Here is a 23,799-nt window from a genome sequence, read left to right as displayed (position 1 = left end):
GCTTCTCTATAATCTATTGTTTTAATGCAGTAACAAATCTTTGACTGCAAACCGTAAAAAGGCGAATTATGCCGTTAAGCGAGTCAAAGTGCTAGAGGAAGTCTATTTGCAAACTCCCATAGAATATAAAATTAATGAAGTCTTCGAGTCGATTCAAGGTGAAGGGGCATTAACCGGTGTGCCGTCTATCTTTGTTCGATTACAAGGGTGCCCGGTTGGCTGTGCTTGGTGCGACACTAAGCATACCTGGACATTGGACCCGCAATTTCAAGTGGATGCTGAGCAAGTCATGGCAGAAACTGCTGAATCTGAAAGCTGGTTTTCCACTTCAATTGCGCAATTGTTAAATTTGTTCAAAGAACAAAATTATCAGGCAAAAAATGTCATTTTAACCGGTGGTGAGCCTTGTATGTACGATTTACGTCCATTATGTGAGGCGTTGTTTGCCCATGGCTATTCAGTTTCTGTTGAAACCAGTGGAACATTTGAGATTAAAGTTAGCCCAAAGACTTGGGTCACAGTGTCACCTAAAGTTGATATGAAAGGCGGATTTGCTGTCCGCGAAGATGCCATATTACGAGCAAACGAAATTAAGCATCCCATCGCCATGGAAAAACATATTGCAGAATTGGAAGAATTATTAGTTTGGGCTAAACAAGAGCCTGCACCTTTAGTTTATCTACAGCCCATCAGTCAGCAAAAAAGAGCGACTGAATTGGCAGTGAAAACCTGTATTGCAAAAAATTGGCGCTTGTCTTTACAAACCCATAAATTTATTGGCATTGAGTAAGGGAGTATCTGTAATTGGAAAAAATTGAGAAGTTTTTTGAGAACTATTCTGAAACGTTAAATCAAGGGTTAATCAGTGAAATGGGAAAATTTTCTGGAAAACCCTTGGTTATAGTGACCGATGAAAGCAAGAAGATCTGTCACTCACAAAAGGATATTGATGAGATTAATCTTGATCTCATTAATGGCTTAAAAGCGGGGGGAATAGCCAAATATACTCCTAAGATTATTCAATCAATGCGCCTATCTGAGAGTGTTATTTTTGTGAAAGTACGATGGACCTTGTGTGATCAAAATGGAAAAGATGTATTTAGTTGCTATTGTTCTTATACCTTGGAATTAGATGAAGTAAATTTGTTTAAAATTCTTGTTATTGTAATAGATGATGAAGACAAACAATTTAATCAGATGATGAAACGACACTGGAATTAAGTTATGAAACAGTTAATTGGATTGATGCTCTTGTCATTTTTTGGCCATTTTGCCTCAGCAGCAACATGGGAGATTACCTATCCTCGACCTATGACCGATAATGATCGCCGTCAAGAATATCCAGTTAAACTGTTGGCTTTGGCATTGGAACAAACCGGTGTAAGCTACGAATTACAGGCTGCTAGTGTTGTTATGTCGCAAGAAAAGTCCCTAAAGCAATTGGCCGAGAACCGTTCGGTTAATGTGGTTTGGAGCATGACTGATACAGATAGAGAGAATCGATTACTTCCAATTCGAATCCCTATATACAAAGGACTCATTGGTTGGCGGGTATTTTTAGTAAAGAAAAATCAACTGGCTAAATTTAAGAACATCGATACGATGCAAAACTTACTTAAATTCAAACCCATTCAAGGTTTTGATTGGCCAGATACCAAAATATTGCAGTCCAACGGCTTCGATGTTGTCACTTCAAAAAATTATTCAAATATATTTAGTATGTTGGCAAATAATCAAGGAGACTTTGTTCCCCGTTCGATTATTGAGGTTTGGAAAGAATACGATGCGGATTTCATGGATAAATCCATTGTTGTTGAACCCACATTGGGAGTTAAGTATCCCGCCGCAATGTACTTTTTTGTCAATAAAAGCAATCGAACGCTCGGGAAATTGTTAGAAAATGGCTTGGAAAAAGCCATCGCCAATGGAGAGTTTGATAAGTTATTTTTAGAAGAATTCAACGATATTTTTAAACGCTCAAATATGGACAAGCGATTCTTTTTCCAAATCGACAACCCCTTAATCGCCCCAGAAACGCCAATCGACCGCAAAGAACTCTGGTACTAACCTCCTGTAGCATGGCCTTTAGGCCATGGGATTTTTTCGCGGGGCTAAAGCTCCCGCCTACAAGATTAACCCCCTGTAGCATGGCTTTTAGGCCATGGGGTTTATGGCCATGGATTTTTCGCCATGGGTTTTTTCGCGACAATGATTGCCGCGGGGCTAAAGCCGCCGCCTACAAGATTCCCCCTGTAGCATGGTCTTTAGGCCATGGGTTTTTTCGCGGGGCTAAAGCACCCGCCTACAAGATTAACCCCCTGTAGCATGGTCTTTAGGCCATGGATTTTTCGCCATGGGATTTTTCACGACAATGATTGCCGCGGGGCTAAAGCCGCCGCCTACAAGATTCCCCCTGTAGCATGGTCTTTAGGCCATGGGGTTTATGACCATGGGGCTTTCGCCATGGGATTTTTCACGACAATGATTGGCGCGGGGCTAAAGCACCCGCCTACAGGTAACATTCCATGGATTTTTTCGCGGGCTTTATTTTGGACAAAAAAATGGGGCTATAAAAGCCCCATTTTCATATAACGGAATATTTACGATTTACCGTGAACACTGATCACCGAGCGTCCTGAAGGATCAGCCATATTCTTAAAGCTTTCATCCCACTCTAAAGCTTCTACTGTACTACAAGCGATTGATTTTCCGCCTGGTACACAGTTTGCCGCACTTTCTTGCGGGAAATAGCCTTCAAAAATGGTGCGATAGAAGTAACCTTCTTTGGTATCTGGTGTATTGTGTGGGAAACGGAACTCAGCGGTAGCAAGTTGCTGGTCAGTCACTTCGTTATCAACATAATCTTTAATTGAATCAATCCAAGAATAGCCTACACCGTCACCGAATTGTTCTTTTTGACGCCACAATACTTCAGCAGGCAAGTATTCGCCGTTATCAAAGGCTTTACGCAGGATCCATTTTTCCATTTTGCCATCAAGACACATTTTATCTTGAGGGTTAAGACGCATAGCCACATCTAAGAATTCTTTATCTAAGAACGGAACTCGTGCCTCTACACCCCAAGCTGCAGTTGCTTTGTTTGCACGAGCACAATCAAACATATGCAGACGGTCTAATTTTCGCACTGTCTCTTCATGAAATTCTTTTGCATTTGGCGCTTTATGGAAATACAAATAACCACCAAATATTTCATCTGCACCTTCACCAGACAGAACCATCTTAATACCCATAGCCTTGATTTTACGGCTCATTAGATACATTGGCGTAGCAGCACGGATGGTTGTTGTGTCGTAAGTTTCAAGATAGTAAATAACGTCACGAATGGCATCAATTCCTTCTTGAATAGTGAAATGAATTTCATGATGCACTGTGCCTATCATGTCGGCCACTTTTTTAGCCGCAACTAAATCTGGCGCACCTTCTAAACCCACTGCAAATGAATGCAGGCGAGGCCACCATGCGTCTGACTTATCTTCATCTTCAATTCGCTTGGCAACGTACTTCGCGGCAATCGCAGATACTAATGATGAATCTAAGCCACCGGATAACAATACCGCGTAAGGTACATCTGACATCATGTGCGACTTCACTGACTTTTCAAAAGCGGTTTTCAACTCGTCTAAGTCTGTGGTGTTGTCTTTAACTGCGTCATAAGACATCCAGTCGCGCTGGTAGTATTTTTTCAACTCGCCAGTTTTGCTCCACAGGTAATGACCTGGGGGAAACTCTGAAACAGTTTTACACACTGGCACCAAGGCTTTCATTTCCGAGGCAACATAGAAATTTCCATGTTCATCAAAGCCAGTATAGAGAGGAATGATACCAATATGGTCACGGGCGATTAAATAAGCATCTTGCTCTTCATCATATAAAATGAACGCGAACATGCCTTGAAGCTCATCGATAAACTCAATGCCTTTTTGTTGATATAAAGGAAGAATCACTTCACAGTCAGACTTTGTTTTGAAGTCGTAAGGTTGCGCAAGATCTTTTTCTAACGCTTTGTGGTTATAGATTTCACCATTGACAGCCAGAACGTGATTATTATTGCGGCTAATTAAAGGTTGCGCTCCAGTATCCACGTCTACGATCGCCAAGCGTTCGTGACTCAAGATAGCGCTATTATTATTCCAAACGCCTGACCAGTCAGGGCCACGATGGCGTAGCAATTTGGAAAGCTCTAACGCTTGCGTCCTAAGTTCTGATACATCAGTTTTGATGTCCAGAATGCCGAATATTCCACACATAAAGGTTTATCTCTCTTATATCCAAGTTTAAGGTAAGGGAAAAGTATCGCAAGAATGAGGCTGATAAAGGAAATAACTTTTTCGAACAGCTCAGATTTTTATGACGTATATCCTTTTCCAACGGGTGAATTTGCCAGCATGAGCAAAAATTGCAAGGATAATATGTAATTTATTTTCAATTATTTTAATAAAGCCACTATCTTTACAATAATTTCATTGAATTCGATGGAAATAACACCCATATGTAACCTTAGGGTAACAAAGTTACTGAATTATCTATTCATAATGGAAATGACTAATTTGTTAATCTTTTGAAGTGATTAGCAATAGTAAACCTTTCTAATCTGTTTTTTAGATTAACGTGATTGATTATAATCACTATTCACAAACAATAATGCGATGTACTATTATCTCAACTAGCCGAAACTATTTATTTAATTGGAGATTTACATGACACAAGCAAATCCTAACTTTGAAGACAAATCAGGTCAAAAAGTCCCATCAGTTACTTTCCGCACACGTCGAAATGACGAGTGGGTTAACGTGACGAGCGACGAACTTTTTTCTGGAAAAACCGTTGTCGTTTTCTCCCTTCCAGGCGCATTTACGCCAACTTGTTCATCTACTCACTTGCCGCGTTACAATGAGTTGGCAAAAACGTTTAAAGATAACGGTGTAGATGACATTATTTGTATGTCTGTAAACGATACCTTCGTAATGAATGCATGGGCTGCGGACCAAGAAAGTGACAATGTTACTTTGATCCCAGACGGAAACGGTGAATTTACCGACGGCATGGGTTTGTTAGTTGATAAAAATGACCTTGGGTTCGGCAAGCGTAGCTGGCGCTATTCCATGTTGGTAAAAGATGGTGTGGTAGACAAAATGTTTATCGAGCCAGACTTACCAGGCGACCCGTTTGAAGTATCTGACGCCGACACTATGCTTGAATATGTTGCACCAGGAGCAGCTAAGCCAGAGGCCGTGACTGTTTTCTCTAAACCTGGTTGTCCTTTCTGCTCGAAAGCCAAAGCATTGTTGAAAGACAAAGGTTATGACTTTGAAGAAGTGGTAATGGGAGCAGGAGCTACGTTGACAACGCTTAAAGCTGTGAGCGGACGTGATACTGTGCCTCAGGTATTCATCGGTGGAAAACACATCGGTGGAAGCGAAGACTTGGAAGCTTATTTCAAAGCTTAAGCAATAAATACCAAAACAAAAAACGGGCACTCGCCCGTTTTTTTTTGGCCTCCACAAACCCGTAGCATGGTCTTCAGGCCATTGGTTTTTCGGAGGGCCTCGGGGCTAAAGCACCCGACTACAGGCCATGTTTTTCTCTGGGATTTTTTCGGAGGGCCTCGGGGCTGAAGCCGCCGACTACAGATAACTTTAAAAAAACGTAGCAATGCGGGAAGGGGCTGTTTATAGTATTTTAACTCCTGTTTTCATGGCTCATTGCAATGTCAAAATTATCCATATCTGTCTTCGTACTCTCTCTATTTTTTAACCATATTTCCTATGCGCAATCGCCTGATTGGCTAGTTCCTTTTCAAGCTTTCTATAACACGGAGCTTGGGGAAACATCGGATTGCCAAAATAGTGAACCATCTGTTTATGTTGTCTGCTCTTCTGCCCTTAAAAATGACGGAAATGCGCCCTATGTTTATCATCACAATCAACCCACAGATACAACAGTGGTGTTATTTCATGGGCTTAGCGATTCTCCTTTCTTTTTCCGGTCTATTGCGCCTGAATTACATCAACTTGGTTATACCGTGATAGTGCCGTTATTGCCTGGACACGGCAAATTAGATGCAGATGATGATATGGAGGATGGGAAGCTAGCTAAACGCTGGACTGCCCATGTAGACGAAGTTATGGCTTATGCTCACACCTTAAGTCCCAATGTTTATATTGGTGGATTTTCTACCGGTGGTGCGTTATCAACGCAACATGTGTTGACTCATCCCGATCAGCAAAAAGGACTACTGCTATTTTCCGGTGCGTTAGCACTGGATGAATCCGTTGAAGGAATGGCAGGGATCTGGGGGATTAAATCTTTGGCAAAACTGCTTGATTGGAGTTATGAAACCCAAGGCCCCAATCCGTATAAATATCCAGAAGTGTCTCGGCACTCTGCGTTTATGTTAACTGAAATCATTTTTGACGTAAGAGATAAATTGGCCAATGGTAACAAGTTGAATTTACCCATTTTTTCGGCACATTCAGAGGCTGATTCCACCACTCCCATTAAAGGTGTCAAAGATCTTATAAAACAAAATGCCGGACCCAGTGAGACATTTTTTATTGATAGCAGTTACCAGGTTTGCCATGCAGATCTAGTGGTAAGTGAGTCACAATTGATTGATATGCAATATGATGCTTCTGCTGTCGATGCATCTGAAGCTTGTAAAGTTCCAAAAGCAAATCCGCAACATGCTGAAATGATAACGGCTTTGGTTGACTTTCTAAACAACAATAAGTAGTTAATTATGTCTAAAATGTTTACCTTGTATGGCGCTCAAATGTCACTTTATACGGGAAAGGCAAGAGCTTATTTAACCTACAAACAAATTCCATTTCGAGAGGTGTTTTCTTCAGTCAAGGTGTATAAATCCATTATACAACCCAAAACTGGGGTCCGGTTCATCCCTGTGGTTGAAACCCCTGAGGGTGAATTTATCCAGGATACTGTGCAAATTATTGACGATTTAGAGCAACGTTTCGTTGAATCAAGTATCTATCCCGCCACCGCAAAACAACACTTAGTATCAGAAATATTCCAGTTATGGGGTGATGAGTGGTTACTCATTCCAGCTATGCATTATCGGTGGAATAAAAATAACTACCCGTTCATTTATGAAGAGTTTGGCCGAGTAGCTGCACCAAATATGCCCGCATTTGTACGCAGGTTTTTTGGTAAAAAATTAGCGAGCAGATTTAAAGGGTTTGTGCCTGTTTTAGGGATTACGGAAAAAACAATTCCGGCGATTGAAGATTGGTTCGAAAATCACGTTTTAGTAGAATTAGATACGCATTTTGCTACCCATGACTTTTTACTAGGTGGCAGACCTTGTGCAGGTGACTTTGGATTATATGGCCCCCTTTACGCACACCTTTATCGAGATCCAGCGCCTGGCGCAATAATTAGAGAAAAAGCCCCACATTTGGTTAAATGGATTGAACGGCTGCAAAATTCCCCTGAAAGTGCTGGTAATTGGCTCGAAAATGATCAAATACCTGAGACTTTAATTCCTCTAATGTCGAGAATTTTTGAGGAATTTTGGCCGGTGCTTACCCAAAGTGTGGAAAAGATACAGCAATGGATAGTGGAAAATCCCAAGGTTGATAGCATGCCACGGAGTATCGGATTTCAGCAATTTAGTATTGGTGGTATCACCGAAAAACGTGCAATTATGCCGTTCCATCAATGGAAATTCCAACGAGTGATTGATTTGTACAACGGATTTGACGAGGAGAAAAAGGTCGACGTAGATACATTCTTGCAATCGTCTTTTGGCCTGCAGGTGGCACCATTGCCCATCCCCAAACGATTAGAGCGTATAAATAACAAATTGGTTATCGCCAAACCGTAGCATGGTCTTTAGGCCATGAGATGTTAGGCCATGAATTTTTTCGCGGTAATGATTGGCGCGGGGGCGCGGGGCTAAAGCACCCGCCTACAGGTGGAACATTCCTTGGATTTATAACCTCCCTGTAGCATGGTCTTTAGGCCATGAGATGTTATGCCATGAATTTTTTCGCGGCAATGATTGGCGCGGGCGCGCGGGGCTAAAGCACCCTCCTACAGGTGGAACATTCCATGGATTTATACCCTCCTGTAGCATGGTCTTTAGGCCATGGATTTTAGGCCATGAGATGTTAGGCCATGAATTTTTTCGCGGCAATGATTGGCGCGGGGGCGCGGGGCTAAAGCACCCGCCTACATGCCTAGTTCTTGTTTAAATTGTTTGAATTGCTCTTTTAATTCGGCGATTTCGGCTTCTAACGAATCGACTCTTTGGGATAACGAATTTTGCGGCACCGATGATGATGGTGCGCTTTCCCGTGGCGTTTCAAACTCGCTGAGATCAGGTTCTCCGGAAAACAAATGCATGTATCTTGATTCTCGTTTGCCGGGTTCTCTGGGGAGCTTGGTGACCAAGCATTCACCATTGAGGGTTTTCATGTATTCAAGGTTTTCTTCTACTTCGTCTACATTTTTAAATTCTGCAAGGCGATTGGTGCGGCTTCGCAGTTCACCTGGAGTCTGAGGGCCGCGTAAAAGCAGTACACAAACAATTGCGAACTGTTGGCGACTGAGCTTTAAATCGCCAAATTCAGTATTACAAAAACGATGCTGATACTTTACCACTCGACTACCAAAGCCTGTATGCTCATTGATTTGCTTGAGCTCCTTTAGCTCATCAAGTGCTTGCTGTACTTCACTTTCGGTTAGATTCATTACCGGATCACGATTGCTTTTTTGATTGCAACCCAAGGTTAAGCTATTAATTGATAGGGGATATTGGTCAGGTGTGGTGACTTCTTTTTCCAGTAGTACTCCAATTATGCGGCATTGAAGCGGGGTTAATTGCACTAACATCTTATTTCCTTCTATTTCTTGTTCGAAAGATTTATCGAACGAATACTTCGACTGTTAATTCTGGCACATTAAACCCAAACTTTTCGGTTGAAGCCGTGTTGACAATTGGGTCACTGCCAGTTTGCTGAACAGGATGCAATCTAAATTGTTGAACCTGTAACATGCTAAAATTCATGGCATGCGGATAGTGATTGAAAATCACTATGACTTGTTTAAATGCAGAGTCAATACTTTCTGACTTAGGATCTTAATTGAATTTTATAGGATTCGTTTTTTGATAACTAGAATATGTCGCGCTGCACCTAAATAAAAGGGCCGTTAAAAACAGGTACAGGGTATAAGCGGCTAGGTTAGGAGTTGCTTATTTTGGATTTGCGCTGTGATAGTCATAGCCGAAAAAAGCGACCAAAATATTTAATTTGGATGTCATGTTAGAGTCATAAACAATGGGTAGCATCGCTCACTAGGTTGTGCAAAACGATTAGGTTAACGAACTGATTTTATAAGCTTTTAGTCGTATAAAACGTGAATTTTATGCACACCTCAAAATTATCTGTTAACCTAATAATCAGCGTGTAACATAAACGTGAATTACATTTTACTTAAGAATATTTTTACATCTGTTTTACCAGTTCGTTTTGAATAATTTCTGTTAGTAACATGCATTATTTCCATCGTTCTACACAGCTAAACAGGCGTGCATGCGCTATTTATTGACAAAAATTAGGAAAAGACTATGTCCAAATCTACTGGAATTGTTAAATGGTTCAACGCAGAAAAAGGGTTCGGCTTTATCACTCCAGATAATGGCGGATCAGATGTGTTTGTACATTTTCGTGCTATCGCTTCTGATGGTTACAAAACACTAGACGAAGGCCAGCAAGTAACCTTCGATATCGAGCAAGGCCAAAAAGGCCCACAAGCGGCAAACGTGACTGTTTAAAACATCATTTTTAGTCCATAAAAAAACGTCAGCTTAAGCTGACGTTTTTGTTTTTAAGGCAAAGGTGCCTGTAGTCTGCGGCTTTAGCCCCGAGAAATATGGCCTAAGACCACGGCGTAGCATTCCATGGCCTAAAGACCATGCTACAGGGGGGTATAAATCCACAGGGTAACCCTGTAGTCGGTGGCTTTAGCCCCGAGGGAATGTGGCCGAAGACCACGGCGTAGCATCTCATGGCCTAAAGGCCATGCTACGGGGTGGTATAAATCCACTGGGTAACCCTGTAGTCGGTGGCTTTAGCCCCGGGGGAATGTGGCCGAAGACCATGGCGTAGCATTCCATGGCGTAGATCCCCATGGCCTAAAGACCATGCTACAGGGTGATGAAAACCCCATGGCCTAAAGACCATGCTACGGGGGGATTTATTTATAGCCGTTGGGGTTGTTGGATTGCCAGTTCCATGAGTCGCGGCACATTTCTGCTAAGCCTTTTTCCGCGCTCCAATTCAGCTCTTGTTTGGCTAATTTTGGATCCGCATAACAAGCTGCTACGTCGCCGCTGCGTCTGGGGACTATATTATACGGGATTGACTGGCCACTTTGTTTTTCGAACTCTTTGACCATATCTAAAACACTGTATCCTTGGCCTGTTCCCAGGTTGTAAGTGACTAATCCTACATTTTGCGAGAGTTTTTCCAAGGCTTTTAAATGACCATTGGCTAAATCTTCCACGTGAATATAATCGCGCACACCTGTACCGTCTGGGGTGTCGTAATCATCACCAAACACAGACAAGGCTTCACGCTTTTTGGTCGCCACTTGGGTGATGAACGGCATCAAGTTATTGGGAATACCATTGGGATCTTCACCAATTCTGCCTGATGGATGGGCACCTGCTGGATTGAAATAGCGCAAAATAGCGATATTCCAACTGTTATCTGATTTAAACAAGTCTTGTAATACCAACTCCACCATGAGTTTAGATTGGCCATAAGGATTGGTTGGTTGTCCGGTTGGCAGGTTTTCATGGAGTGGCAGGGTAGTCGGGTCACCGTAAACCGTGGCAGATGAACTAAACACAATATTTTTCACATTGTGCTTCGCCATGACTTCACATAAATTCAATGTGCCGTAAACATTATTTCGATAATAAAGTAGCGGCTTTTCAACGGATTCACCCACGGCTTTTAACCCCGCGAAATGGATAACCGAATCAACCTTATTTTCCCTAAATACCTTTTCTAGAACGGTGGGATCTTGAATATCTCCTTCTACAAAGCCAATTTCTTTACCTGTTAATTCAGACACTCTTTTTAACGACTCAGGTGAAGAGTTGCACAAATTATCAAGCACTATGACCTGATCACCATTTTCCAATAATTGTAAAACTGTGTGGCTACCAATATAACCAGCGCCGCCTGTAACGAGTATTGTAGACATATTATTCCTTTGTATTTGTGTCATCAGGTTGTTTTAAATATTTCGCACATAAACTGTATTGAAAGGGTTTCAAAATCAGTGGATAAGCTAAGATTATCAGTCCCGCCCACAATAATGATGACCAATCTTGAAACGTCCTTAAAACAAAGACAAACACAGGCACCATAATCAATAATTTAATAACGTTCACTAGCAACTTTTCAGGCGCAGTGAGTTTACTTTCAGCAGCTCGTATTCTGGTGAAACGCTCGTCAATACTCAAATTTTTCAATTGGGGTATTTGACGGGTTGAAAAATAAAATTTCAAAAGTACTACCTTGAGATATTCAAATAATATACGCGCATTATACAAACAATTTAGATCAAAAAAGCCCCGAAATAGGATTTTTATTTCGAGGCTTCATACTACTTTAAAAATAAATCTGAGTGCTTAAAACTGACGAGATGTTTTCATCTAGTTTAAAAAACGATTTTCTACCATTACAAAATAGTAGGTTGCTCTTCTTCATGGTTAAAACTTTTCTTCTCTGCCAGTTTTTCCCACTTACGAGTTTTCAAGGTTAACAGACCAACAACCAGGGCCGCGGCCACTGTAATTTGTCCTATTCCCCAAAACAGATTCGGCATATCACTTAAGTTGTCAGGATCGAGTCCGCCCGCTAATAAACCAGCAGTCACATTACCAATTGAGTAAGTAAGTACAAACACGCCCATCATTTGACCTGCAAAACGTTTAGGCGACAATTTACTCACCGCAGCCAAGGCAACGGGGCTTAAACAAAGCTCACCAACAGTATGTAAGAAGTAAGTGGCAACTAAGAAGTAAGGCGCAGCTTTCAAACCACTTGCCGCAATTTGTGCTGCGAAGAACATCACGATAAAGCCGGTAGCCATAATTACCAAACCAATGGCACATTTGATGCCGTAGGAGGGAGTTATCATGCGTTTACCAAGGTTTACCCAAAGGGCTGCAAAGAAAGGTGACAAGGTGATAATGAAGAATGAGTTGGCTGATTGGAACCAAGCGGGCGGAATTTCGAAGGAACCTATCATACGTTCCGTGTAGTCACGGCCAAATAGGTTTAACGACGAGCCAGCTTGTTCGAAACCCGACCAGAAAAATATCGACGCCAAACACACCACAAACAAAGCGCCTAAGGTACGTTTTTCATCGGAAGATAAATTCCCAAAGGCATAAATACCCGCATAATAGGCTAAAAACACCACAGTAATGGCAACTGCAACATACTGAGCCAGGGTGACAGGGTCAATACTTAACATGCCTGTCATCATGGCGAAGGTTAGCACGGCAATGCCCACCAAAAATGCCACTATCACTGTCCAACTTTTCTTTTCGCCAGACGGGGTCATTTTAAGCAAAGGTTCAGCACCAACGCCGCCAAGTCTGCCTATGGTGGCGCGATATTGAAGTAGACCTATTGCCATACCTACAGCCGCTGCGCCGAAGGCATAATGGTAACCGGCATTCACTTGCAGCCAGCCACACACGAAATAACCAATCAATGAGCCTAAGTTAATTCCCATATAATAAATGGTGTAACCAGCATCACGTCTTTGATCTTCAGGGGAGTACAGTTGTCCAACCAGAATACCAACATTCGGTTTTAACAGGCCTGTGCCTATTACCACCAATATCAGACCAATGAAGAAACTCCAGCTTGCGGGAATGGCCAAGACGATGTGACCACACATGATCACAATACCGCCATACCACACCGCTTTTTGGCTACCAATCAGACGGTCTGCTATCCAGCCGCCGGGTAACCCCATGAAATAAACTGCACCTGTGTACAATCCATATATTGCAGTAGCAGAGGCTACTGTTATCGCCATTCCTTCTTCTTGAATACTGGCGGTCATGAATAAAACTAACAAAGCACGCATGCCGTAGTAGCTCATTCGTTCCCACATTTCAGTATAAAAGAGCGTTTGCAGGCCACCAGGGTGACCAAAAAAATCAGGTGTTTTTGAATTCATTGTTGCTGCCTTTAGGTGAGTTCAACACGAGCGTAAAACCGCAAAAAAAGTGTGAACTGCTTTATTTTAATTATTGTTGTTTGCCTCATTATTCGATTGATTATCTGCATCAAATGAACGAGAAGAAAACTAGTAAACTCGTTGTTTATACTAGAGCTCTTGCCTGAAAACAAGATTCGACCTTTTTATTGTACTTTATTTGCGCAAATTGTAAGGCGGATTTTGCTGTTGCAACAGGATCGCACAGGCGTTCCCGACTTAAACACCTTATTTTTGCCCTAAATTAACAGCAATGTTGCACATGACTAGTGCATCGGAATTGGTGCAGGGATTCATTTTCAGGGCAGTCAAATCTACGCGAAAATTTTTCGCTTAAAAAACAAACAGATTGGTGGTTATTTTTCTCCGTGTTGCGAAAAACATACAGTTCTTTGATGGGTAATTGTTTTTCCTGTATATTATACGAACGGTTAATAAGCCGATTGCATTTAGTAACACGATTTTACTGGTTTTCATTGATTGATATTTGTTATCATCCCCGCGAATTTTAGAATTAGCGGCGTTAGCTAATTAGTGGGAATACTAAGAAAAATACGTTTTTCTCATAAATATCAAGAGGGTATAACTTGATTCTAGATGAAACCACCTATTTTGCTGGAACGCCTTGCTGCATACAGGCTCGATTATTGCTTCTGCAGCATTAACGAATTAACAAGGAATCGTGTCATATATGTTTGCCTATTTGGAGTTTGTTCCACTTTTTACTGCATTTTTTGTCGCAGTAATTTTGTTGATCGTCATGACTCCCTTTGCTCACCAACTTGGTTTGGTTGACCACCCAAGTGCCAGAAAACAGCACAATGGGATGGTACCGCTTACCGGTGGTGTGGCCATTTTTGGTGCAGTGTTAATCACTAGCATTCTCACTGATGTTTGGTTTAAAAACGGTTCTTTATTTTTTACTGCATCCTTCTTCATCATTTTGCTGGGCATGCTCGACGACAAGTTCGATCTAAGCGCCAAAGGGCGACTGATGTGTCAATTTGGGGTGGCGGCAATTATGGCCTGGGCTGCACAAAACTATATTACCTCGTTAGGTGATATATTTGGCTTTGGTGAAACATCCTTTGGCCTGTTCGGCTACTTCTTCACTCTCATTTGTGTGGTGGGTGTGATCAACGCATTTAATATGATTGATGGTATCGACGGGCTTGCCGGTGGTATGAGCTTAATTGTGCTGCTCGCTGTGGTCTTCCTGTTGTTGATCTCGAATAATGGTAACGCCATTATGGCACCTATGATGGTGATCGCAGCCATTGTCCCCTTTATGGCATTTAATTTGAGCTGGAAAGGGTTCAAGGGAAATAAAATTTTCATGGGTGACAGTGGCAGTATGTTTGTTGGCCTGACGATTGTTTGGTTGATGGTTGACTTTACCCAAGGGCCAGAAGCGGCAATGCGACCTATGACCGCCGTGTGGATTATTGGTTTGCCACTAATGGACATGGCAGCCATTATGTACAGACGAGCTAAAAAAGGTCAGTCAGTACTCAAACCTGATCGTCAACATCTACACAATATATTTATGCGAGCAGGCTTCTCTTCTCGTCGTTCATTGGCGGCAATTCTGCTCATGGGATTGTGTTACGCAGCGGTTGGAATTTTATGCGAACTCTACCAAGTACCGGAATATATTATGTTCTGGGGGTTCATGGTGTCGCTGATTGTATACAGCTTCGTGATTCAAAATATCTGGACTATTTTACGCTTTATTAGAGGTAAACGAAAAATAGCGTCCTAGAAAAGCATTAAGGGCAACCAACGGGTTGCCCTTCCTTTTAGGGTAACTTCGCAAACCCATTCTTTGCAAAATCAGGGTGACGGGTTAGTATGAACTGTTGTGAACAAAAGCTAAAAATATTTTATGAAAAAACTGAGTAGTTTCTTTTTACTGAGCATCCTTCTTCAAGGCTGTACGTCTATTGATCAACCTGTGGCAAGTCGCGCACTGGTTGAACATGAATTTGTTTCAGACGCTGTGCCTGTGTCTACTGCACTGCAAGCTATATTGTCTCAGTCTTCTTTGTCTAAACAGGTTCAAATTAATGGTAAGCCAGCGGTGCTAGGAAAAACTTTTTTTGCTGCAAGTGGCAAAACCTGTCGCAAGGCCCAGTTTGTGAGTGATGGCCAACGTGTTTATTGTCAAGCCAACAGCGGAGATTGGTATGCTGTTAGCCCTGTGTTAGCCAGTTATAGTGAAGCTGCAACTGGAGGTAATCAATAATGGTACTGTCTAATCGTTTTGTATCAGCCAGCATAGTGAAGTGCATATTTGTTATTACAAGTGTTTTGTTTGCCAGTTCTGTTTTCGCGCAACAAGCCCCCACTCAAGAACAGCTTCAACAAGCGCAACAAGCGAGTCAAAGTCAGCGCGTTGACCTGTCACAATATATTCAATCAGGCGGCAATAGCACAGGCAGAGGCGGGAGTGTTAACCTGCCTTCTGAGGCCGGCCCTATGCCTGCAGGTGAAGAAGGATTACCCCCACCTTATGGCGCCAACCTCTTTAAAGGCGGGTTCGAAACTGAACGTAGCGATGGCCTAAATTCTTCTTACTTGGTTGCCCCAGGTGACAAAATTGCCATTCAAATGTGGGGAACGGTAAACAGCTCAGAAGTGGTAACCGTGGATAACCAAGGTAATATTTTTATTCCCGATATTGGCCCGATTAAAGTTCAAGATGTGCCTGCCAATCGGGTAAACTCAGTCGTCACCCAAGGGATTAAATCCATATACACCAATAATGTGAGTGTGTATGTTAACTTGCTTACTGCAACACCCGTGAGTGTGTTTGTGGCAGGGCCAGTGTTAAGACCTGGCCAATATGCAGGTTTAGCCTCAGATTCAGTGCTTTTTTATCTTAAACGAGCCGGTGGAATTGACCCCCATCGCGGCAGTTATCGCAACATTACGGTCATGCGTAAAGGCGAAAAAGTACTAAGCTACGATTTATACGACTTCCTCAAACTCGGCAAATTACCCGCATTCTCTTTTAAAGATGAAGACGTGATTTTTGTGGGGGAGCAGGGGGCTATGGTTAACGTTGAAGGTGCCGCTAGATATCCGTTCAGATTTGAACTGGAAAGCACTAAACGTTCTGGCACTGCCTTGATGAATTACGCGCGACCCCTATCAAAAACCAGCCATGTAGCCATTACCGGTAATCGTGAATCTGGCCCAATTTCAGTTTATTTGCCAGTGAATGAATTCGATCAATTCACCATGGCTGATGGTGATACCGTGTTGTTTAATGATGACATTAGACCGCAAGTGATCAGCGTCCAAATCTCGGGCAGTTATGAAGGACCGTCATATTACGCGGTGGAAAAAGATACTCGTTTACTCGACCTCCTAAGCTATATTGAGATTGACCCGGAACAAGCCAACTATGGTTCGATTTACGTTAAACGTGAAAGCGTGATGGAACAGCAAAAAATGCTGATCAACGAATCCTTAGATCGCCTAGAACGCAGTTTGTTTACGGCCCCAGCTTCAAGCAGCGGCGAAGCGTCAATTCGTGCTCAAGAAGCCCAGTTAGTTTCACAATTTATAGCCAGAGCAAGAAGAATAGAACCCCTTGGCAAAGTGATCGTCTCTGAAAACGGCAAAGTGGCGAATATTCGCCTAGAACAAGGGGATGAAATTGTTATCCCGGCACAAACCGACCTCATTCAAATTGCTGGTGAAGTATTGATGCCCCAAGCGGTGGTATACAACCCAGAAGCGACGGTATCAGACTACATTGCATGGGCCGGTGGATTTAGCGAGCGAGCCGACGATGACCGCATAGCCATTGTGCACGCTAACGGAATTACCAGTTTTGTATCATCCGATGCAGGCCAACACTGGTACACCGATGATGAAAACGCCACCTTAGAAGCCGGCGATCAAATTTTGGTACTGCCAAAAGTGGATGCGAAGATCATGCAATCCATCAAAGATGTCACCCAAATCATCTATCAAATTGCTGTAGCAGCTAATGCTGCGAGCTAATTGCACAAGCAAGCTTAATTCATGACAACAGTTATTAAACGCAACAAATGGGAAATATGGCGAGACGTCATATTCGCCCTTTTTGCCCGCGAAATTCGCACGGGGTTTAATGATAAGTTTGGTTTGAGTTGGGCGGTGGTGAATCCTATAGCGTTTATATTTGTGCTCTCTTTTATTCGGGGTCGTATTGCGGGTGGCGACACCCATGGTGTGCCTACATTTGTGTTTATGGCTTATGGACTGGTTTTTATTCAAATGTTTTTACAAACATTCAATAATTGTTCGGGCGCTATCAAGAAAAATAAAGCGCTTTTTGCATTTAGACAAGTTCAACCTATTAGTGCTGTCATTGCCACAGCAATGTTTGAAGTCTTAGTAAAAATATTTGTTATTCTTGGCATTTTCATTGTTATGTACTTTCTCAAAATGGAAATTAAAATTGCTAACCCATTATTGATGATATTTTGTATTTTTGTACTTTGGTGGTTTGCAGTGGTGTTAGGATTAGCGGTGGGTATATTGATTTTATATGTACCAGAAGTAAACAAATTAGTTGGTTTAGCCACCCGCCCATTATTTTTCATTTCAGGAACATTCTTTTCATTGCAAGATATCCCAAAAGAGTATTGGTCTTATCTGGATTGGAACCCTATTTTACACGCCATAGAGCTAGCAAGATATGCTGCCTATACAGAATATGGGACTGAAGGAGTCAGCTTTAGTTATGTTGCTGGCACTGTTTTAGTCACAACATTCTTGTCTTTGTCTGTTTATTATTCTCGATGGCGACAGGCGATTAGTCGATGATTAAGTTAGAGCGTTTGACTAAATATTACCCATCAAAAATAGGTAATCAGTATATCTTTAAAGATATTAATTTCGAGATACCTTCTAATCATAACATTGGCATCTTGGGTTCAAACGGTGCCGGAAAGTCTACCCTGTTTCGCCTACTTGCGGGAAGTGAATATCCCAACAAGGGGAGAATTGTGACAGATTTGAATTTGTCCTGGCCTGTGGCTTTATCAAGCGGTATTCACCCGCATATGACAGGCAGAGAAAATACTCGGTTTATCGGACGAATTAATGGCGTGGCCGATTTGGCAGCTTATGAACAGCGTGTACAAAAATTCGCTGAGCTAGGGCAAAAGTATGATTTACCGGTGAGGTTCTATTCCAGTGGTATGAGACCCCGGTTGGCTTTTGCTTGTTCAATTGCCATCGACTTTGATGTGTATCTGATTGATGAGGTTACATCAGTTGGTGATGCCAAATTTAGAAGAAAAGCCAAAGAAGCGTTGTTAGAACGAAGCGAAAACGCAAATGTGATCATGGTCAGTCATGACATGGATGAGATCAGACAGTTTTGTGATAGTACCATTGTGTTAGATAAGGGTAATTTTACGTTTTATAACGATCTTGAACAAGGGATCGAGGCATATCGAGCTTTATAAAAATGACAGATAAAACAATACAAGATGTAGAAGATAGATTTCTCGCTTTGCGAAAGCAGTTTACTGAAAAACAGTGGAATAATGCTGAAATACTCAATGAGAAAGTCGACGAGCTAGTGCAGTACGACATTGCCCTAGCGTATAGATTAATGCAACGCGTTAAAAATTTGCAACCTGGGGCTGAGGCGAATAAACAATTTAATCATTTGAAACAACTTATGCTTTCAGAGCATCCGGAATTAATGGCGACGCATTCAACTAGTTCGTCAACTGGAGATAGAGTGAAAGAGGGGGCCAAATTAGCAGTCGACAAATTTAAAGTATCAGCAAAAAAAGCGAATTGGCAGAAACTTTTAAAACCTTTTACGTTATTTGTACTGATTCCATTCGTACTGTTTGCGTTTTATCAGATCATTTGGGCAAGTGATCGGTTCGAAAGTCGAACCCAACTTATAATTAAACAGCCTGATGGTATGAGTACATTGGATCCATCATTAGCAATCTTATCTGGGTTTGGTGCCGCAGCTCCCACAAACGACAATGAATTAATCAAGGCGTTTATTTTATCTACAGATATGATTGAATATTTAGACGCTGAATTAGAGATACGCTCTCATTATAGTGACTCAGCCTGGGATGTTTTTAGTCGTTTGAAAAGTGATGCGACAAAGGAAGATTTGCATAAATACTATAATTCGATGGTAGACATTGAAAGTGATGATGTTTCTGGTCTTATTTCAATTGCTGTACAAGGTTTTGAGCCCCAGTTTTCTCAACAACTTGCTGAAACAATAGTAAAAAAAGCTGAGTGGTATATTAATGAAATCGGGCATTCGTTAGCCAAAGAGCAGCTAGCTTTTGCACAGAATGAACATTTGATGGTTGAGCAGCGGTTACAAAAAGCAAAAGGTGAATTATTAGCATTTCAAAGAACACATGATCTACTAGATCCAGAAGCGGAAGGAGCGGCATTTCAACAAATTACCTATGAACTTGAAGGTAAAATAGCGAGTACACAAGCTAAATTGTCGGCATTATTAAGCGGAATGAGTGAAAAAGCCCCACAGGTAATGCAACTTCGAGCTGAACTTAATAGTCTTGAAAATGAACTGTTCGCTCAAAGAGCAAGATTGAGTCGCGGGGCAAAAAATGGCGACCCCGATAATCAATCCGTTGGACAAATACTTGCCAAGTTTAGTGATTTGAAAATTAATTTGGAGCTCGCACTCACTGCCTATTCTGCTTCCCAAGTGTCACTTGAAAAATCTCGTATAGAGGCGTATCGACAGTTAAAGTATTTGGTAACCGTAGAGACATCTACATTACCAGAAGAAGCAAAGTATCCAGAAGTCGTTTACAATTTGATGCTATTTTTAGCCGTCCTTCTGATGCTCTTTACCATAGGCAAAATTATTTCAGCTACGGTTAATGAACTAAGATAAAATAATTAAAAAACGGATAAAAGTATTTATGAATAGAAAAGGAATCGTTTTAGCTGGTGGCTCTGGAACTCGTCTCCACCCCCTAACATCTGTTATCAGTAAACAATTGATGCCAGTGTATGATAAACCGATGATTTACTATCCTATTTCAACCTTAATGTTGGCGGGGATTAAAGATATTCTTATTATCTCTACACCGTTAGAGTTGCCTCGGTTCCAGTCTTTATTGGGTACAGGAGAAGCTTGGGGCGTTAATTTTAGTTACGTTGAACAACCGTCTCCAGATGGCCTTGCACAAGCGTTTATATTAGGTGAAGAATTCATTGGTGATGATCATTGTGCACTGGTCCTTGGAGATAATTTGTATTATGGCCATGATTTACCGTTGTCTTTGACTAATGCGAATAAGCAAACCTCAGGAGCAACTGTATTCGGTTATCATGTTACCGACCCCGAGCGATATGGGGTAGTGGATTTTGATGATGACTGGAAGGCGTTGTCCATCGAAGAAAAACCCCAAAAACCCAAATCAAATTATGCAGTAACAGGTTTGTATTTCTATGATAACCATGTTGTTGAGTTAGCGAAACAAGTGAAGCCTTCCCATCGCGGTGAATTAGAGATAACCGATCTCAATAACTTATACTTAGAACAAGGTAATTTAAGAGTAGAGTTAATGGGCCGAGGATCAGCCTGGCTAGATACTGGCACCATTGATAGCTTATTGGATGCGTCAAATTTCATTGCCGCGATAGAAAAACGCCAGGGGTTAAAAATATGCTGTCCGGAAGAAATTGCCTTCCGAAAAGGATTTATTGATGCAGAGCAACTTAAAAAGTTAGCAAAACCACTTATTAAAAGCGGATACGGCAAGTACCTATCTAAATTATTAACTGAGAAAGTGAAGTCATAATGAAAGTAGTAGAGACTAGTATTCCTGACGTAAAAATTATCGAACCTAAAGTGTTTGGTGATGAACGTGGTTTTTTTATGGAAACTTTCCGTGATGACTGGTTCAAAGAAAATGTAGCTGACGTAGAGTTTGTACAAGATAATCATAGTAAATCTAAGCATGGCATTCTTCGAGGTTTACATTATCAACTAGAGCATACTCAAGGAAAACTGGTGCGAGTGATAAGCGGCGAAGTGTACGATGTAGCGGTGGATATGCGCAAATCATCACCTACTTTTGGCCGGAGTTTTGGCATTCTGCTGTCAGCAGAAAATAAAAAGCAATTGTGGGTGCCTGCCGGATTTGCTCATGGTTTTTATGTGACTTCCGAATTTGCCGAGTTTGTTTATCGCTGTACTGATTATTATCACCCTGAGTCAGAAGTTTCTATACGATACAACGATGCTATGCTTGGTATTGACTGGCCTTTGGTAAACGGTATAAAACCGAGCTTATCTGCAAAAGATGAAGCCGGTTTAGATTTTGAATCTGCATCCAGTTTCGATTAATATATCGCGCATTCAATACGAGATTTAAATGACAATAATTGTAATCGGAAAAACTGGCCAGTTAGCCCAAGAATTAAAACTACTAAATGACAAAGTTGTTTGTTTAGGCCGTAGCGATATTAATATCACCGATCCTGAAAAACTGAACTCTACCCTAAACAAGTATGACGTGGCAGGCATTATTAATGCTTCCGCTTATACCGCAGTAGATAAAGCTGAATCAGAACAACAGCAAGCCTTTGAAATTAATGCTAGCGCCGTAGGGAATTTGGCAAAGGTCGCAAAGCAAAAAGCAGTGCCATTTGTACATGTTTCAACGGATTATGTGTTTTCTGGTGATAAAGGTTCTCCCTATCAGGTTGATGAAGTACATGCACCTATTGGTGCTTATGGAGCGAGTAAAGCTGCGGGTGAGAAGGCCATTCAACAATACGCTGCAGAAGTGAGTTGTATTATTCGAACCAGCTGGGTGTATTCCCAGTTCGGCAATAACTTCGTAAAAACTATGCTCAGATTAATGGCAGAAAAGCCTGAACTTGGTGTGATAGATGATCAAATTGGTTCACCTACATCTGCCAAGGCACTGGCTCATGCGTGTTTATATGCGGTTAATCATAAGGTAACGGGTGTGCATCATTTCACCGATTCAGGAGTATGCAGTTGGTACGATTTTGCCTTGGCGATTCAAGAGTTGGCAATAAAGCATGGACTTTTAGAGAAACCCATACCGGTTAAGCCTATTCCCACATCCGCCTACCCCACTCCAGCTAAAAGACCCAGCTACAGTGTATTGGATAAATCAACCCTTAAAGACGCATTTAATGGGCTTCAACCTAAGCATTGGCGTAACGAATTAGAGATTGTGATTCAGCAATTAGCAACTCAAAAACAATTAAAAGATATGAAAAATGACTAAAAATAAAACCCTACTTGTCACTGGTGGAGCCGGATTTATCGGTGCAAATTTCGTATTGTATTGGATGCAGAATAACCCAGAAGATAAAGTGGTAGTGTTAGATGCCCTGACTTACGCAGGTAATCGAGCGAACTTAGTATCTGTAGAATCCAATGAGAAATTCGTCTTTGTGAAAGGTGATATTTGCGACACGTCATTGGTGGAATCACTATTAGTCGAATACCAAGTAGATACTATTGTGCATTTTGCCGCTGAGTCTCATGTTGACCGCTCAATTACCGGCCCCGATGCCTTTATTGAAACTAATATTATTGGTACTTATAGCCTGCTTAAAGCCGCTAAAAAAGTATGGATTGAACTTCCTAAAGATGAAGGCAAAGAAGCAATTCCCCACAGGTTCCATCATGTGAGTACCGATGAAGTCTATGGTAGCTTAGAGCCAAATGATCCGGCATTTACCGAAGATACTGCTTATGCGCCTAATTCTCCTTATTCAGCCAGCAAGGCGGCCAGTGATCATCTAGTACGAGCTTATCATCATACCTATGGTTTAGAAGTGACTACCAGTAACTGTTCCAATAACTATGGCCCATACCATTTCCCAGAAAAGCTAATTCCGCTGATAATTACAAATATTCTGTACAATAAACCTTTGCCTGTTTATGGTGATGGCCAGCAAATACGAGATTGGCTTTACGTTGAAGATCATGCTCGGGGAATTGAGCTAGTACTCAAAAACGGCCATATTGGTGAAAATTACAATATTGGCGGTCACAACGAATGGGCGAATATCGATATAGTTAAACTAGTGTGCAACAAGATGAACCAGGCATTCGCCAATAAGCCTGATTTAATAGTAAAGTATCCTTTGGCAACTAAAGCTGTTGAAGGCAATGCCGAAGCGTTAATAACGTACGTTACCGATAGAGCAGGGCATGATAGACGTTATGCCATTGATGCAACTAAGACGAATAATGAACTGAAGTATCAACCTGTTGAATTTTTTGAGACTGGCATTACGAAAACTATTGAGTGGTATTTAGAAAATGAAAGTTGGTGGGAACCTCTATTAAAGTGATATCTCGCAAGTATAGTAATAGAGCATCTACTTAGCTTTGCCGTTGCTAAAAAGTCACATAACACTGTAGAATCCGATTTTTATTTTTGGATAAATACTAATTTACATAACATTCTCAAATATATTTACATCTAATAAGGT

General features: G+C 41.5%; 23 protein-coding genes. 17 read left to right on the top strand and 6 right to left on the bottom strand.

Features of this window, described 5'->3' with window-relative positions:
• The first annotated feature begins 106 nt into the window (after window positions 1-106).
• From queE to Q4574_RS01630, 3 genes are read left to right on the top strand one after another with little or no spacing between them, the layout of a single operon-like run.
• On the top strand, window positions 107-790 hold the full coding sequence (gene queE, locus Q4574_RS01640) for a 7-carboxy-7-deazaguanine synthase QueE (protein ID WP_303470839.1): 684 nt from the start codon (window positions 107-109) through the stop codon (window positions 788-790).
• 14 nt (window positions 791-804) lie between these two features.
• A complete protein-coding gene (locus Q4574_RS01635) occupies window positions 805-1,221 on the top strand; it encodes a hypothetical protein (RefSeq protein ID WP_303470712.1) in 417 nt (138 codons plus the stop codon).
• Window positions 1,222-1,224: 3 nt separating this feature from the next.
• Entirely contained in the window at window positions 1,225-2,067 is an 843-nt protein-coding gene (locus Q4574_RS01630; protein WP_303470710.1) for an amino acid ABC transporter substrate-binding protein, read from the top strand.
• Between the two features lie 533 nt (window positions 2,068-2,600).
• Here Q4574_RS01630 and asnB read toward each other — a convergent pair.
• Window positions 2,601-4,268 carry an asparagine synthase B gene (gene asnB / locus Q4574_RS01625; protein WP_303470709.1) on the bottom strand — a complete coding sequence of 556 codons (1,668 nt, stop codon included), beginning with the start codon at window positions 4,266-4,268 and terminating at the stop codon, window positions 2,601-2,603.
• A gap of 450 nt (window positions 4,269-4,718) precedes the next feature.
• On the opposite strand from asnB, the gene Q4574_RS01620 reads away from it, so the two are divergent.
• The 3 genes from Q4574_RS01620 to Q4574_RS01610 all read left to right on the top strand — a co-directional run bounded on the left by Q4574_RS01620 (window position 4,719) and on the right by Q4574_RS01610 (window position 7,864).
• Window positions 4,719-5,468: a glutathione peroxidase gene (locus Q4574_RS01620; protein WP_303470707.1), complete on the top strand. Its 750-nt coding sequence runs from the start codon at window positions 4,719-4,721 to the stop codon at window positions 5,466-5,468.
• Window positions 5,469-5,728: 260 nt separating this feature from the next.
• The gene (locus tag Q4574_RS01615; RefSeq protein ID WP_303470705.1) at window positions 5,729-6,754 is read left to right on the top strand and encodes a carboxylesterase; all 1,026 of its coding nucleotides are present in this window, start codon (window positions 5,729-5,731) and stop codon (window positions 6,752-6,754) included.
• Window positions 6,755-6,760: 6 nt separating this feature from the next.
• A complete protein-coding gene (locus Q4574_RS01610) occupies window positions 6,761-7,864 on the top strand; it encodes a glutathione S-transferase family protein (protein WP_303470704.1) in 1,104 nt (367 codons plus the stop codon).
• 347 nt (window positions 7,865-8,211) lie between these two features.
• Here the strand turns inward: Q4574_RS01610 and Q4574_RS01605 are convergent, their stop codons facing one another.
• Both Q4574_RS01605 and Q4574_RS01600 read right to left on the bottom strand, forming a co-directional pair.
• Window positions 8,212-8,874, bottom strand: coding sequence for a YceH family protein (locus Q4574_RS01605; protein WP_303470703.1), 663 nt, complete (start codon window positions 8,872-8,874; stop codon window positions 8,212-8,214).
• A gap of 31 nt (window positions 8,875-8,905) precedes the next feature.
• A complete protein-coding gene (locus tag Q4574_RS01600; RefSeq protein WP_303470837.1) occupies window positions 8,906-9,103 on the bottom strand; it encodes an alpha-1,6-glucosidase domain-containing protein in 198 nt (65 codons plus the stop codon).
• A gap of 507 nt (window positions 9,104-9,610) precedes the next feature.
• Here Q4574_RS01600 and Q4574_RS01595 point away from each other — a divergent pair.
• Window positions 9,611-9,817 (top strand): cold-shock protein, encoded by a 207-nt coding sequence (locus Q4574_RS01595; RefSeq protein ID WP_303470701.1) that lies wholly within the window; start codon window positions 9,611-9,613, stop codon window positions 9,815-9,817.
• A 422-nt stretch (window positions 9,818-10,239) separates the two neighbouring features.
• On the opposite strand, the gene galE is transcribed toward Q4574_RS01595, so the two are convergent.
• From galE to Q4574_RS01580, 3 genes are all read right to left on the bottom strand, one after another.
• Entirely contained in the window at window positions 10,240-11,256 is a 1,017-nt protein-coding gene (galE, locus tag Q4574_RS01590; protein WP_303470699.1) for a UDP-glucose 4-epimerase GalE, read from the bottom strand.
• Between the two features lies 1 nt (window position 11,257).
• The gene (locus tag Q4574_RS01585) at window positions 11,258-11,563 is read right to left on the bottom strand and encodes a DUF6170 family protein (protein WP_303470698.1); all 306 of its coding nucleotides are present in this window, start codon (window positions 11,561-11,563) and stop codon (window positions 11,258-11,260) included.
• Between the two features lie 173 nt (window positions 11,564-11,736).
• Complete coding sequence (locus Q4574_RS01580; RefSeq protein ID WP_303470696.1) at window positions 11,737-13,254, bottom strand: peptide MFS transporter; 1,518 nt, start codon at window positions 13,252-13,254, stop codon at window positions 11,737-11,739.
• 730 nt (window positions 13,255-13,984) lie between these two features.
• On the opposite strand from Q4574_RS01580, the gene wecA reads away from it, so the two are divergent.
• The 10 genes from wecA to rfbB all read left to right on the top strand — a co-directional run bounded on the left by wecA (window position 13,985) and on the right by rfbB (window position 23,658).
• Window positions 13,985-15,055, top strand: coding sequence for a UDP-N-acetylglucosamine--undecaprenyl-phosphate N-acetylglucosaminephosphotransferase (wecA, locus tag Q4574_RS01575; protein WP_303470694.1), 1,071 nt, complete (start codon window positions 13,985-13,987; stop codon window positions 15,053-15,055).
• Window positions 15,056-15,178: 123 nt separating this feature from the next.
• Window positions 15,179-15,538 carry a DVU3141 family protein gene (locus Q4574_RS01570; RefSeq protein WP_303470692.1) on the top strand — a complete coding sequence of 120 codons (360 nt, stop codon included), beginning with the start codon at window positions 15,179-15,181 and terminating at the stop codon, window positions 15,536-15,538.
• Window positions 15,538-17,307 carry a polysaccharide biosynthesis/export family protein gene (locus tag Q4574_RS01565; RefSeq protein ID WP_303470691.1) on the top strand — a complete coding sequence of 590 codons (1,770 nt, stop codon included), beginning with the start codon at window positions 15,538-15,540 and terminating at the stop codon, window positions 17,305-17,307. The genes Q4574_RS01570 and Q4574_RS01565 overlap by 1 nt, the downstream gene beginning before the upstream one ends.
• Before the next feature lie 21 nt (window positions 17,308-17,328).
• On the top strand, window positions 17,329-18,114 hold the full coding sequence (locus Q4574_RS01560; protein ID WP_303470689.1) for an ABC transporter permease: 786 nt from the start codon (window positions 17,329-17,331) through the stop codon (window positions 18,112-18,114).
• Window positions 18,111-18,761, top strand: a complete 651-nt coding sequence (locus Q4574_RS01555; protein ID WP_303470688.1) for an ABC transporter ATP-binding protein — start codon at window positions 18,111-18,113, stop codon at window positions 18,759-18,761. The genes Q4574_RS01560 and Q4574_RS01555 overlap by 4 nt, the downstream gene beginning before the upstream one ends.
• Window positions 18,762-18,763: 2 nt before the next feature.
• A complete protein-coding gene (locus Q4574_RS01550; protein WP_303470686.1) occupies window positions 18,764-20,203 on the top strand; it encodes a lipopolysaccharide biosynthesis protein in 1,440 nt (479 codons plus the stop codon).
• A gap of 28 nt (window positions 20,204-20,231) precedes the next feature.
• Complete coding sequence (rfbA, locus tag Q4574_RS01545) at window positions 20,232-21,116, top strand: glucose-1-phosphate thymidylyltransferase RfbA (RefSeq protein WP_303470684.1); 885 nt, start codon at window positions 20,232-20,234, stop codon at window positions 21,114-21,116.
• Window positions 21,116-21,664: a dTDP-4-dehydrorhamnose 3,5-epimerase gene (gene rfbC / locus Q4574_RS01540; protein WP_303470681.1), complete on the top strand. Its 549-nt coding sequence runs from the start codon at window positions 21,116-21,118 to the stop codon at window positions 21,662-21,664. Before rfbA ends, rfbC begins: the two co-directional genes overlap by 1 nt.
• Window positions 21,665-21,692: 28 nt before the next feature.
• Window positions 21,693-22,580, top strand: coding sequence for a dTDP-4-dehydrorhamnose reductase (rfbD, locus tag Q4574_RS01535; RefSeq protein WP_303470678.1), 888 nt, complete (start codon window positions 21,693-21,695; stop codon window positions 22,578-22,580).
• A complete protein-coding gene (rfbB, locus tag Q4574_RS01530; protein WP_303470676.1) occupies window positions 22,573-23,658 on the top strand; it encodes a dTDP-glucose 4,6-dehydratase in 1,086 nt (361 codons plus the stop codon). Before rfbD ends, rfbB begins: the two co-directional genes overlap by 8 nt.
• Window positions 23,659-23,799: the final 141 nt, after the last annotated feature.

Source organism: Aliiglaciecola sp. 3_MG-2023 (assembly GCF_030548205.1).
Classification (GTDB): Bacteria; Pseudomonadota; Gammaproteobacteria; order Enterobacterales; family Alteromonadaceae; genus Aliiglaciecola.
The sequence above is the reverse complement of the archived record's forward strand: the minus strand, read 5'-3'. Positions and strand labels throughout refer to the sequence as shown.

Coding starts and splice junctions, on each gene's coding strand:
- Q4574_RS01630 (WP_303470710.1), top strand. CDS start 1,225: ATGAAACAGTTAATTGGATTGATGCTCTTGTCATTTTTTGGCCATTTT.
- asnB (WP_303470709.1), bottom strand. CDS start 4,268: ATGTGTGGAATATTCGGCATTCTGGACATCAAAACTGATGTATCAGAA.
- Q4574_RS01620 (WP_303470707.1), top strand. CDS start 4,719: ATGACACAAGCAAATCCTAACTTTGAAGACAAATCAGGTCAAAAAGTC.
- Q4574_RS01615 (WP_303470705.1), top strand. CDS start 5,729: ATGTCAAAATTATCCATATCTGTCTTCGTACTCTCTCTATTTTTTAAC.
- Q4574_RS01610 (WP_303470704.1), top strand. CDS start 6,761: ATGTCTAAAATGTTTACCTTGTATGGCGCTCAAATGTCACTTTATACG.
- Q4574_RS01605 (WP_303470703.1), bottom strand. CDS start 8,874: ATGTTAGTGCAATTAACCCCGCTTCAATGCCGCATAATTGGAGTACTA.
- Q4574_RS01595 (WP_303470701.1), top strand. CDS start 9,611: ATGTCCAAATCTACTGGAATTGTTAAATGGTTCAACGCAGAAAAAGGG.
- galE (WP_303470699.1), bottom strand. CDS start 11,256: ATGTCTACAATACTCGTTACAGGCGGCGCTGGTTATATTGGTAGCCAC.
- Q4574_RS01580 (WP_303470696.1), bottom strand. CDS start 13,254: ATGAATTCAAAAACACCTGATTTTTTTGGTCACCCTGGTGGCCTGCAA.
- wecA (WP_303470694.1), top strand. CDS start 13,985: ATGTTTGCCTATTTGGAGTTTGTTCCACTTTTTACTGCATTTTTTGTC.
- Q4574_RS01570 (WP_303470692.1), top strand. CDS start 15,179: ATGAAAAAACTGAGTAGTTTCTTTTTACTGAGCATCCTTCTTCAAGGC.
- Q4574_RS01565 (WP_303470691.1), top strand. CDS start 15,538: ATGGTACTGTCTAATCGTTTTGTATCAGCCAGCATAGTGAAGTGCATA.
- Q4574_RS01560 (WP_303470689.1), top strand. CDS start 17,329: ATGACAACAGTTATTAAACGCAACAAATGGGAAATATGGCGAGACGTC.
- Q4574_RS01555 (WP_303470688.1), top strand. CDS start 18,111: ATGATTAAGTTAGAGCGTTTGACTAAATATTACCCATCAAAAATAGGT.
- Q4574_RS01550 (WP_303470686.1), top strand. CDS start 18,764: ATGACAGATAAAACAATACAAGATGTAGAAGATAGATTTCTCGCTTTG.
- rfbA (WP_303470684.1), top strand. CDS start 20,232: ATGAATAGAAAAGGAATCGTTTTAGCTGGTGGCTCTGGAACTCGTCTC.
- rfbC (WP_303470681.1), top strand. CDS start 21,116: ATGAAAGTAGTAGAGACTAGTATTCCTGACGTAAAAATTATCGAACCT.
- rfbD (WP_303470678.1), top strand. CDS start 21,693: ATGACAATAATTGTAATCGGAAAAACTGGCCAGTTAGCCCAAGAATTA.
- rfbB (WP_303470676.1), top strand. CDS start 22,573: ATGACTAAAAATAAAACCCTACTTGTCACTGGTGGAGCCGGATTTATC.